10 protein-coding genes are annotated in these 10,601 nt (G+C 61.0%); 5 read left to right on the forward strand and 5 right to left on the reverse strand.

The features are described from left to right. Nucleotides 1-124: 124 nt before the first annotated feature. Nucleotides 125-577 carry a MarR family winged helix-turn-helix transcriptional regulator gene (locus A7K61_RS29075; protein ID WP_032892735.1) on the reverse strand — a complete coding sequence of 151 codons (453 nt, stop codon included), beginning with the start codon at nucleotides 575-577 and terminating at the stop codon, nucleotides 125-127. Nucleotides 578-658: 81 nt separating this feature from the next. After that, nucleotides 659-1,609: a LysR family transcriptional regulator gene (locus tag A7K61_RS29080; RefSeq protein WP_032892734.1), complete on the reverse strand. Its 951-nt coding sequence runs from the start codon at nucleotides 1,607-1,609 to the stop codon at nucleotides 659-661. 108 nt (nucleotides 1,610-1,717) lie between these two features. Here A7K61_RS29080 and A7K61_RS29085 point away from each other — a divergent pair, with 108 nt between their 5' ends. Next, on the forward strand, nucleotides 1,718-2,467 hold the full coding sequence (locus A7K61_RS29085) for a sulfite exporter TauE/SafE family protein (RefSeq protein WP_044274558.1): 750 nt from the start codon (nucleotides 1,718-1,720) through the stop codon (nucleotides 2,465-2,467). Here A7K61_RS29085 and A7K61_RS29090 read toward each other — a convergent pair. Beyond that, nucleotides 2,457-3,338, reverse strand: a complete 882-nt coding sequence (locus A7K61_RS29090) for a LysR family transcriptional regulator (RefSeq protein ID WP_047710396.1) — start codon at nucleotides 3,336-3,338, stop codon at nucleotides 2,457-2,459. The genes A7K61_RS29085 and A7K61_RS29090 overlap by 11 nt on opposite strands. Nucleotides 3,339-3,408: 70 nt before the next feature. Between A7K61_RS29090 and A7K61_RS29095 the strand changes: the two genes are divergently transcribed. After that, complete coding sequence (locus tag A7K61_RS29095) at nucleotides 3,409-3,615, forward strand: DUF1127 domain-containing protein (protein ID WP_044274555.1); 207 nt, start codon at nucleotides 3,409-3,411, stop codon at nucleotides 3,613-3,615. Between the two features lie 45 nt (nucleotides 3,616-3,660). Then, nucleotides 3,661-4,890 (forward strand): winged helix-turn-helix domain-containing protein, encoded by a 1,230-nt coding sequence (locus A7K61_RS29100; RefSeq protein WP_069558894.1) that lies wholly within the window; start codon nucleotides 3,661-3,663, stop codon nucleotides 4,888-4,890. A 96-nt stretch (nucleotides 4,891-4,986) separates the two neighbouring features. Here the strand turns inward: A7K61_RS29100 and A7K61_RS29105 are convergent, their stop codons facing one another. Beyond that, a complete protein-coding gene (locus A7K61_RS29105) occupies nucleotides 4,987-6,333 on the reverse strand; it encodes a class II 3-deoxy-7-phosphoheptulonate synthase (protein WP_057710905.1) in 1,347 nt (448 codons plus the stop codon). 123 nt (nucleotides 6,334-6,456) lie between these two features. Here A7K61_RS29105 and A7K61_RS29110 point away from each other — a divergent pair, with 123 nt between their 5' ends. Further along, a complete protein-coding gene (locus A7K61_RS29110; protein ID WP_003189897.1) occupies nucleotides 6,457-7,212 on the forward strand; it encodes a spermidine synthase in 756 nt (251 codons plus the stop codon). A 133-nt stretch (nucleotides 7,213-7,345) separates the two neighbouring features. Here A7K61_RS29110 and A7K61_RS29115 read toward each other — a convergent pair whose 3' ends face one another. Further along, entirely contained in the window at nucleotides 7,346-8,137 is a 792-nt protein-coding gene (locus A7K61_RS29115; RefSeq protein ID WP_044274549.1) for a crotonase/enoyl-CoA hydratase family protein, read from the reverse strand. Nucleotides 8,138-8,560: 423 nt separating this feature from the next. On the opposite strand from A7K61_RS29115, the gene A7K61_RS29120 reads away from it, so the two are divergent. Beyond that, nucleotides 8,561-10,234: a DEAD/DEAH box helicase gene (locus A7K61_RS29120; protein WP_003189900.1), complete on the forward strand. Its 1,674-nt coding sequence runs from the start codon at nucleotides 8,561-8,563 to the stop codon at nucleotides 10,232-10,234. Nucleotides 10,235-10,601 lie beyond the last annotated feature (367 nt).

Below are 10,601 nucleotides of genomic sequence, written 5' to 3' on the forward strand. Positions count from 1 at the left end.
CCAGGCCGCCTTCGCGAGCAAGCCCGCTCCCACAGTTGGATCGTTGGGGTGTCAGGTAGATAGGTGAGGGCGCCATCGCAGGCAAGCCAGCTCCCACTTCCGAGTGTGTGTAATGCTGGGGGTGTCAGAGGCTGGTTTGCAGATTAGCGCGCAACGCGATCAGGTCGCCTTGCAGCTTGCGCAATTGCTCCAGCGCCATCCCGCTGGCGCCCAGGATGCATTGCGGAACATCCTTGGCCTTCTCCTGCAAGGCACGCCCGGCGTCGGTCAGCTCCACCACCACCACCCGTTCATCTTCGCGGCTGCGGGTGCGGCTGAGCAGGCCCTCGGCTTCCAGGCGCTTGAGCAGTGGCGTCATGGAGCCCGGGTCCGTCAGCAGACGGCTGCTGATTTCGCTGACGGTCAACTCATCCTCTTCCCACAGCACCATCATGGCCAGGTATTGCGGGTAAGTCAGGCCGATGGCTTGGAGCAGCGGCTTGTAGACCTTGGTCATCATCAGTGAAGTGGAGTGCAGGGCGAAGCACAGCTGGTTGTCCAGCAATAGCGATTCGCAAGGATCAGGGTTTTTGCTCATGGTAGTGCCTCTAAAAAGCATGTATGGGCTGGAATCTAGCGGGCAAATCTTTAATGCGCCAGGTAATTGTTGCCCTAGGCGTCAGACCAGGCCACTTTGCAATGCCAGATCCCAAGGCGGCACCGGGCTGAAACGGGATTTGAGGTATTCGAGCAGCAACCGGCTGCGGGCATTGGGCTGCTGTTCCAGGCGCAGCGCATAAATGCCGGCGGTTTCCGGGCTGGGCAAACCGTCTTCACAAAACAGCGGCAACAGTTCGCCGCGCACCAGGTACTCACTGGCCAACCAGGTCGGCAGGTGAGCGATGCCCAGCCCGGCCAATGCACCCGAAAGCAGGGCTTCGGCATTGTTGGCGCTCATGCGGATGCGCCGCGGGCGATAGGTGGTGCGGCGCCCGTCCAGTTCGAAGCGCCAGGCGAACATCGGCGCCAGCCCGTCCCAGTCCAGGCCGTCATGTTCGCTCAACTCCCGAGGATGGGCCGGCGTGCCACGGCTTTTCAGATACGCGGGGCTGGCACAGGCGATACGCACGATACTCGCCAACGGCGTAGCGATCAGCCGGGAGTCAACGATATGCCCGGCGCGCAATACCAGGTCGACCTTGCCCAAATGCGCGCCCTGCATATCGACAAAGCTGTCGATCAAGTGCAGGTGCACGTCCAGGCCGGGATACAGGCTCAAAAAGTCCGCAATGACCGGCGCCAGGTGCCGGCGGCCAAACGCTGCGGGCGCATCGACCCGGATCAACCCTTCCGGCGCATGGCTCAGCGAGACGGCTTCGGCCCGCGCCAACTGCAACTCGCTGACAATCCGTCGCGCCCGCTCGGCAAAGGCCAAGCCCGCTGAGGTGGGCACCACCGCATGGGTGCTGCGTTGGAACAAGCGGCTGCCCACTGAGCTTTCCAGGCTGTCGATGCGCCGCGCCACGGCGGAAGGCGTCAGCGGATGGCGGCGCGCGGCGGCGGAAAAACTGCCGGTTTCCAGTACATCCAGAAACAGGCTCAGTTGGTCGGTCAAGGTGTTGGGGTTCATGGCTCAACGCTTATGCGAGATTGGCACAGCCATTGTGCGTTGCTGTGCGTTTCCGCGCCAGGGCCGACTGCGTAGCATGCCAAGCATCAAATGGCGGAGTAGCAAGCGGTGTGGGATTTAGTGATGTACCTGGCATTGGGCGCGGCGTTGGGCACCGTGGGTGGGCTGTTTGGCATTGGCGGCGGGCTGATTGCTATCCCGGTGCTGGGCGTGTTGTTCGGCCTGGATCAGCAGATTGCCCAAGGCACCGCTTTGGTGATGGTCGTGCCGAACGTGATGCTCGCCCTGTGGCGCTATCACCAGCGTAACCGCATCGAGTTGCGTCACGCCTTACCCCTGGGTGTGACCGGCTTTTGCTTTGCCTGGCTGGGGTCGATCTGGGCGGTGGGGCTGGATGCGGGCGCCATGCGTATCGGCTTCATTGCTTTTTTGGTCGCGCTATCGGCCTACAACCTGGTGCGCATGTTCACTCGCAACGCGCCGCCCACCGCGCAAATGCGTTATTCCTGGCCTTGGCTTGGCGTCTTGGGCGCGGCATCCGGTTCCATGGGCGGGCTGTTCGGGGTCGGCGGTGCGGTGGTCGCTACGCCGGTACTCACCAGTGTCTTCGGCACTACTCAAGTGGTTGCCCAAGGCTTGTCGTTGGCCTTGGCGTTGCCTAGCACCGGTGTGACCCTGGTCACCTATGCCTGGCACCACGAGGTGGACTGGATGATCGGCCTGCCGCTGGCGATAGGTGGCCTGCTGAGTATCAGTTGGGGTGTGAAAGTCGCCCATGCCTTGCCGGAGCGTCTATTGCGCGGCCTGTTCTGTGGCTTTTTGGTGGTGTGCGCGGTGATGCTGACCTTTAAAGTTTGAAGCCTTCGATGATGTACTCTGCCAGGCATTCGGTGATCGGCGACGTCATCTGCGGGTTACGCAGCAAGCGCAGGTTCATCGACGGCAAAGGCGGGAAGCCTTCGTCGCTGCCGAGCACGCGCAGGTCGTCGGTGACCAGGCTTTCCATGCTGACCATCGCCGCCAGGCCCGCACTCACCACCGCCAGGATCGCTGCTCCGTTAGAGCTGTGATAGGCCAGGCGATAATCTCGCCCCGCCGCGTCCAGTGCGGCACGTGCCCAATGGGTGTACAGGCACTCGTCGCCGGACACCGCCAGGGGTAGGGCATCGTGCTCCTCCACACAAAAGCACGGCGATGCTGCCCACACCATGCGTTCGGTACGCAATAACTCCCCCAGATCGTTTCCGGGTTCGCGGCTGATCACGGTCAACGCCAGGTCCCGCCGCTGCATCAATACGGTCGATGCTTCGCAGTGCATTTCGATCTGAATCAGTGGGTAGGCTTTGGAAAACTGCTTAAGGATCCCAGGCAGAAAGCGCATCACGTAGTCATCCGGCGTGCCGATGCGCACCAAGCCCACCATGTGGGGCTCGCGCAAGGTATTGAACACCTCGCTGTGCAATTTCAGGATACGCCGCGCATAACCCAACAGCACCTGGCCTTCGGGCGTGAGCCGTACCTGCCGGCCATCGCGCTCGAACAGTTTGCGCTGCAGCACGTCCTCTTCCAGGCGCTTCATCTGCATGCTCACTGCCGACTGCGTACGGTTGACCTGCTCGCCGGCGCGGGTGAAACCGCCCTGGTCGGCGATCGCGACGAAGGTGCGCAGCACGTCTGTGTCGATGCTGGGATAGGCGGACAATTGATCAATCTCCGAGATGTATTGCATAAGAAACATTCGTTGGATTGATCATAACGCCAGGCACACACTGTCGTCATCCCCACGGGAGGGCGAGAAGATGAAAGGTCAAAAAGGTTTCATATCGACAGGTAAATGGCCGCTTTCCGGGCTGTTTCACACATTCGCGCGTTGGCAGCTGTTGCATCAGGAGCGCCAGATGCTGGCGACCCTGAGCGATGACGCACTCAAGGACATCGGGCTCAATCGCGCCGATGTAGAACAGGAAAGTCATCGGCATTTCTGGGAAGACCCGCTGCGAAAATAAGCCCGGATGCAGTAGGGTAGGGGGCGAGCTTCTATGGAGACTGCCATGCCCGCCGACCTGTTTTTTTCACTCAAGCAAGCTCGACGCATGGCGCTGGCAGCCCAGGGTTTTTCCGGGCGCCAGGCGCCTGCACAGATAAAGGCCGCGCACCTCAACCGCTTGATCGAACGCCTGGGTGTTTTACAGATCGACTCGGTCAATGCGCTGGTGCGTTCCCATTACCTGCCCGTGTTTTCCCGCCTCGGCCATTATTCCCCGTCAATTCTTGAGCAAGCCGCCTGGAGCCAGGGGCGCCGGCGTTCACTCTTCGAATACTGGGGGCATGAGGCGTCGCTGCTGCCTATGGCCCTGTACCCGCTGATGAAGTGGCGCATGGAGCGCGCCCGGCAAGGGCAGGGGATCTATGCGCAAATGGCGCGTTTTGGCCGTGAACAGCAGGCGACTATCCAGCGCGTGTTACGCATCGTCGAACAGCAGGGCGCCTTGGGGGCCGGCAGCTTGTCGACCCGCGAGGAGCGTGCCGGGCCTTGGTGGGATTGGAGTGATGAAAAGCACGCGCTGGAATGGCTGTTCGCCGCTGGCCTGGTCACGGTTGCCGGTCGTCGAGGGTTCGAGCGGCTCTATGATTTACCCGAGCGCGTTATTCCCGCCGAGGTGCTCAATGTCTCCATGGGTGAGGCTCAAGCGCAGCGCGGCTTGCTGTTGCACAGTGCGACGGCATTGGGTGTCGCCACCGAAAAAGACCTGCGCGATTATTTTCGCCTCGAGCCCGCCGACAGCCGCAACCGCTTGGCCGAACTGGTCGAGGATGGGCAACTGCTGGCGTGCCAGGTGCGGGGTTGGAAGCAACCCGCGTATTGCCTGGCGCAGCCGAAACTGCCGCGCAACGTACCGGCCAGCGCATTGTTGTCACCGTTCGATTCGCTGATATGGGAGCGCAGCCGCACCGAGCGCCTGTTCGACTTTCGCTATCGGCTGGAGATCTACACCCCGCAAGAAAAGCGCGTGTATGGCTATTACGTGCTGCCGTTTCTGCACAGCGAGCGCATTGCCGCGCGCGTCGACCTGCGGGCCGAGCGTGCCCATGGGCGCCTGGCCGTGCATGCCGTGCACGAGGAAGAGCCGGGGCTGGATGAGGAAGGCATGCTGGCGCTGGCGATGAACCTGCGCAAAATGGCCGACTGGCTAGGGCTGGAACAGGTTCAGCTCAATTGCCAGCGGCCCAGTGCTGCCCGGTTAAGGGCAGCGATGCTGAACCGGGATACCAACCTTTAAACCTCTATCGCGGGCAAGCCCGGCTCCCACAGAGAAACGCGTTCAAATGTGGGAGCCGGGCATGCCCGCGATGGCGTCATCCCGGTCGATAAAACGTCAGCGTTTAACCTGTTTCAAGGTCTCGGCAATCAGAAACGCCAACTCCAGCGACTGATCGGCATTCATCCGTGGGTCGCAATGGGTGTGATAGCGGTCCGACAGGCCATCTTCGGTGATCGGCCGTGCGCCGCCGATGCATTCGGTGACGTTCTGTCCGGTCATCTCGATATGGATCCCGCCGGCATAGCTGCCTTCTGCCTGATGCACCTGGAAGAAATCCTTCACTTCGCCAAGGATCTGCGCAAAGTCGCGGGTCTTGTAACCACTGCTGGCCTTGATGGTGTTGCCGTGCATCGGATCGCAGCTCCACAGCACTTGCTTGCCTTCGCGCTGCACGGCACGGATCAGGTTGGGCAAATGGTCACCGACCTTGCCTGCGCCCATACGGGCGATGAGGTTGAGGCGGCCAGGGTCGTTATCCGGGTTGAGGATGTCGATCAGGCGGATCAGGTCGTCGGGGTTCATGCTCGGTCCGACTTTCACGCCGATCGGGTTGTTCACCCCGCGCAGGAACTCGACATGGGCGCCGTCCAACTGACGGGTGCGGTCGCCGATCCACAGCATGTGCGCCGAGCAGTCGTAGTAGTCGTTGGTCAGGCTGTCACGGCGTACGAAGGCTTGTTCATAGTTGAGCAGCAACGCTTCGTGGGCGGTGAAGAAGCTGGTTTCGCGCAATTGCGGCGAGCTGTCCATGCCACAGGCGCGCATGAAGGCCAGGGTTTCGTCGATGCGGTCGGCCAGTTGGCTGTACTTTTCAGCCAGGGCTGAGTTGGCGATGAAATCCAGGTTCCACTTGTGCACTTGGTGCAGGTCAGCGAAACCGCCCTGGGCAAAGGCGCGCAGCAGGTTGAGGGTGGCGGTGGACTGGTGGTAGGACTGCAGCAGGCGGTCCGGGTCTGGCACGCGGCTTTTTTCGTCGAAGCCGATGCCGTTGACGATATCGCCACGGTAAGCGGGCAGGGTGATGCCGTCGATGGTTTCATCGTTGGCCGAGCGTGGCTTGGCAAACTGACCGGCCATGCGCCCGACTTTCACCACCGGGCAACCGGCGGCGAAGGTCATGACAATAGCCATCTGCAGCAGCACCTTGAAGGTGTCGCGGATCTTCGCGGCGGAAAACTCAGCAAAGCTCTCGGCGCAATCGCCACCTTGCAGCAGGAAGGCACGGCCCTGGGTCACTTCGGCAAACTGACGGCGCAACTCGCGGGCTTCCCCGGCAAACACCAGGGGCGGGTAGCTCGCCAGGCTTTGTTCCACTTGCAGCAAGTGGGCAGCGTCCGGGTATTGAGGTTGCTGCTGGATCGGCAGGGCTCGCCAGCTATCGGGGCTCCAGGGTTGGCTCATCATGAACTCGTTTGCGGGTGGATGTTGGGGCGTCAATGTTAGCAGCAATTAGTGCGTGACCTGTGGCTGCCGCTTGGCCGACAATCGCGCCTTTGTCGTGCGGTAGACCCTTTAGGAGTAGTGATGAGCGAGGAGCGTGTCGAGCGCCTGCTGGCCGAAGTCCATGATGAATTCGGCATGATCCGTGTGCTTGAAGTGGCGGATTACCGCTTTCTCGAATTCGGCGATGCCATCGAGCAAAGCTGTGTATTCACCGCTGACCCGAGCTGGCTGGAGTACGACTATACCCGCGCGATGCTGATCGGTGCGTTGTGCCATGAGCAGCCGGAGAGTGCGTTGTTTCTCGGCCTGGGCGCGGGCACGCTGACCCAGGCGTGCCTCAAGTTCCTGGCGCTGGACGATGTCGAAGCCATTGAACTGCGTCCCGATGTACCGCGCCTGGCGATTGAATATCTGGGGCTGGATGACGACCCGCGCTTGTACATCCGCATTGGTGACGCACTGCAATTGCTCGACAGTGCCGAATCGGCCGATCTGATTTTCGTCGACCTCTACACCGATGTCGGCCCGGGCGTGGGGCATCTGGCCTGGACCTTCCTGGAAAACTGCCAGAAGAAACTCAACCCCGGCGGCTGGCTGGTGATCAACCAGTGGGCCACCGATGACGGCAAACCGTTGGGGGCGGCGTTGCTGCGTGGGTTGTACCACCGGCATTACTGGGAGCTGCCGGTGAAGGAGGGCAATGTGATTCTGTTGGTGCCTTCGGAGCTGGATCAGGAGCTGGACCTGGAGGCGCTGTCAGCCCGCGCCGAAGCCTTGGCGCCGCGGTTGGGGTATTCGTTGCAGCCGTTGATCAAGGCGATTCGGCCAGCAACTTAGTTGCCGGTTCGGACGCTTTCGCGGGCAAGCCCGCTCCCACAGGGGATTGCATTTCAGCAGAGAATGCAATTCAACTGTGGGAGCGGGCTTGCCCGCGAAGAGGCCCTCACTGCCGACCGCTAATTCAGTTCGTTCAAATCCCCTTGAACACCCCCGGCCGCTTCTCGACCATCGCTCGAACACCCTCCTTGGCATCCTCACTGTTAAGCAGTTTATCCACCATGGGCGGCAGCGCGGCGGCGGCGACAGCTTCGCCTTCCATCCGCGCCAGCCGCGCCGACATCAGCGTGGCCTGCACACCCAGCGGCGCCTGGCGCGCAATGCGGTTGGCCAATTCAATGGCGCGAGGCAACAGGTCTTCACTGGCCATCACTTCCTGCACCAACCCCAGGCGCAGGGCTTCATGGGCGTCGAATTCGTCGCCAGTGAGCAGCCAGCGCATCGCATTGCCCCAGCCTGCAATCTGATGAAAGCGCAATGTCGCGCCGCCAAATGGAAAGATCCCACGTTGAACTTCCATCTGGGCAAAGCGGGTATTGCTGGCGCAGAGGTTGATATCCGCCGCCAGCATCAATTCGATACCGATCGTCAGGCAATAACCCTGGGCGGCGACGATCACCGGCTTGCTCACGCGCGGGCCGGCAAACACCCCCCACGGGTCGCACCCTCCCAGCGGCGGTTGCCAGCCGCCCGCCATCACGCTGCTGACATTGGCCAGGTCCAGCCCGGCCGTGAAGTGGTCACCATGGGCAAACACCACGGCCACCCGTGCATCATCGTTTCGATCAAATTCGCCATAGGCCAGGCTCAGTTCATTGAGCAAATCCAGGTCGAAGGCGTTGCGTTTGGCCACACGGTCCAGGCCCAGCAATAGAACATGGCCCTCAAGTGCGCGGCTGACACGGCTACTGCTGGCTTGATTCATGGGGTGTGCCCTCGGGGCGCGGGTAAGGTTTCAGACCAAAGGGTCTCAATGGTTGGGTGAACCGTTTAAGCATGATGACCAACAGGGCCGGGCCTCTGAAAAATAGACCGTGGCGCACGGATCTGCAAAACCCGTGACGCAGTGCGCTTTATCGGTGCCTGGCGATAAAAAAAGCTCCCTTTTTCAGCTATTTCCGGTATAGTGCGCGCCGGCCTTTAACCGGGCCGCGTTTAGGTAGCGCAATTCCCCGAAGTCAGCTTCGGCTGCACGTCCGCACAGCGGACTCTTCCTTGACGAATCTTTTTCATTCATTCGTTTTCGCAAATCCCCGCCGACAAAGCAGCCAGGGCGACTCTTGAGTCTCAACACGGCATGCGCAGCTTTGGAGCATGGGTCTTTGCGGATGCACTTAGAGGCAGACCCATGACCCAGGAAACCGGCGGCTTCGCCGCTTTTAATCTTAACCCGAATATTCTTGCAGCCGTCGCAGCGACTGGCTACGAAGAACCTTCGGCGATTCAGCAGCAATCGATCCCGATCATCATGGCCGGTAAGGACATGATTGGCCAGGCGCAAACCGGTACCGGTAAAACCGCCGCGTTCGCCCTGCCTATTCTGCATTGCATCGATCCTGCCAAGCGCGAGCCGCAAGCCCTGATCCTGGCGCCAACCCGTGAGTTGGCGCTGCAAGTAGCAACCGCCTTTGAAACCTACGCCAAGCAAATGCCGGGTGTAACTGTTGTGGCCGTTTACGGCGGCGCGCCTATGGGCCCACAACTCAAGGCAATCCGTAATGGCGCACAGATCGTTGTCGCCACTCCGGGCCGTCTGTGCGACCACCTGCGTCGTGACGAAAAAGTTCTGTCGACCGTGAACCACTTGGTTCTGGACGAAGCTGACGAAATGTTGAAGCTGGGCTTCATGGATGACCTGGAAGTCATCTTCAAGGCACTGCCAGCGACCCGTCAGACCGTGTTGTTCTCGGCTACCCTGCCGCAGTCCATCCGTGCCATTGCCGAACGCCACCTGCGCGATCCGGAGCACGTGAAGATCCAGACCAAGACCCAGACCGTTACCGCGATCGAACAGGCTCACCTGTTGGTTCACGCTGACCAGAAGACCTCGGCTGTATTGAGCCTGCTGGAAGTGGAAGACTTCGACGCCCTGATCATGTTCGTGCGCACCAAGCAAGCGACCCTGGACCTGGCCAGCGCCCTGGAAGCCAAAGGCTACAAAGCCGCTGCGCTGAACGGCGACATTGCCCAGAACCAGCGTGAGCGCGTGATCGACTCCCTCAAGGATGGCCGTCTGGACATCGTTGTGGCGACCGACGTTGCCGCCCGTGGCCTCGACGTTCCACGTATCACCCACGTGTTCAACGTTGACATGCCTTACGATCCAGAGTCCTACGTTCACCGTATCGGCCGTACTGGCCGTGCCGGTCGCGAAGGTCGTGCATTGCTGCTGGTGACTCCACGTGAGCGCCGCATGCTGCAAGTGATCGAGCGTGTTACCGGCCAGAAAGTTGCCGAAGTCCGCCTGCCGGATGCCCAGGCTGTTCTCGATGCGCGCATCAAGAAACTGACCAACAGCCTGGCGCCACTGGTGGCTGACGCTGAATCGACCCACGGCGACCTGCTGGACCGCCTGACCGCCGATATCGGTTGCACCCCGCGTGCCCTGGCTGCAGCCCTGCTGCGCAAAGCCACCAACGGTCAGGCCCTGACCCTGGCAGCCATCGAAAAAGAACGTCCACTGGTTCCGAACAGCGCGCCACGCGGTGATCGTCCAGAGCGTTCCGGTGACCGTCCAGACCGTGGCGACCGTGAGCGTCGTGCTCCAGTGCCATTGGCTGAAGGCCGTGCTCGTTGCCGTACCGCGCTGGGTGCGCGTGATGGTATCGCTGCCAAGAACCTGCTGGGCGCTATCCTCAACGAGGGTGGCCTGGCGCGTGAAGCCATCGGTCGTATCCAGGTGCGTGACAGCTTCTCCCTGGTGGAGCTGCCGGAAGACGGCCTGGAAAAACTGCTGACCAAGCTCAAAGATACTCGCGTTGCTGGCAAGCAGCTCAAGCTGCGTCGCTACCGCGAAGATTGATCCACCCTTGGGCTGATTGATCGCACATAAAAAATCCCCGACTGGTTCGGGGATTTTTTTTGCCTCCTGTTTTAGTCTTCGACGCGATCAACTGTGGGAGTTGGCTCCCGTGACGACCTGATGGTAGATGCTGATCTAACTGATGCCCCGCGATCCAAATGTGGGAGCTGGCTTGCCTGCGAAGACGGCCTAACAGCCAACGCTTTTCTACCTGACACCCCGCAATCAAACTGTGGGAGCGGGCTTGCTCGCGAAGACGGCCTAACAGTCAACTCAGTTGGACCGTGTACATATCCATTCCTGCGGTAACGGCCACCTAGGGTTCCGCTCTGACAGCGGCTCACTTTTGAAAAGCGCAAAAGTAAGC

This window comes from Pseudomonas sp. AP42 (assembly GCF_001728935.1).
GTDB lineage: Bacteria > Pseudomonadota > Gammaproteobacteria > Pseudomonadales > Pseudomonadaceae > Aquipseudomonas > Aquipseudomonas lactis.

Coding starts and splice junctions, on each gene's coding strand:
- A7K61_RS29075 (WP_032892735.1), bottom strand. CDS start 577: ATGAGCAAAAACCCTGATCCTTGCGAATCGCTATTGCTGGACAACCAG.
- A7K61_RS29080 (WP_032892734.1), bottom strand. CDS start 1,609: ATGAACCCCAACACCTTGACCGACCAACTGAGCCTGTTTCTGGATGTA.
- A7K61_RS29090 (WP_047710396.1), bottom strand. CDS start 3,338: ATGCAATACATCTCGGAGATTGATCAATTGTCCGCCTATCCCAGCATC.
- A7K61_RS29095 (WP_044274555.1), top strand. CDS start 3,409: ATGAAAGGTCAAAAAGGTTTCATATCGACAGGTAAATGGCCGCTTTCC.
- A7K61_RS29100 (WP_069558894.1), top strand. CDS start 3,661: ATGCCCGCCGACCTGTTTTTTTCACTCAAGCAAGCTCGACGCATGGCG.
- A7K61_RS29105 (WP_057710905.1), bottom strand. CDS start 6,333: ATGAGCCAACCCTGGAGCCCCGATAGCTGGCGAGCCCTGCCGATCCAG.
- A7K61_RS29110 (WP_003189897.1), top strand. CDS start 6,457: ATGAGCGAGGAGCGTGTCGAGCGCCTGCTGGCCGAAGTCCATGATGAA.
- A7K61_RS29115 (WP_044274549.1), bottom strand. CDS start 8,137: ATGAATCAAGCCAGCAGTAGCCGTGTCAGCCGCGCACTTGAGGGCCAT.
- A7K61_RS29120 (WP_003189900.1), top strand. CDS start 8,561: ATGACCCAGGAAACCGGCGGCTTCGCCGCTTTTAATCTTAACCCGAAT.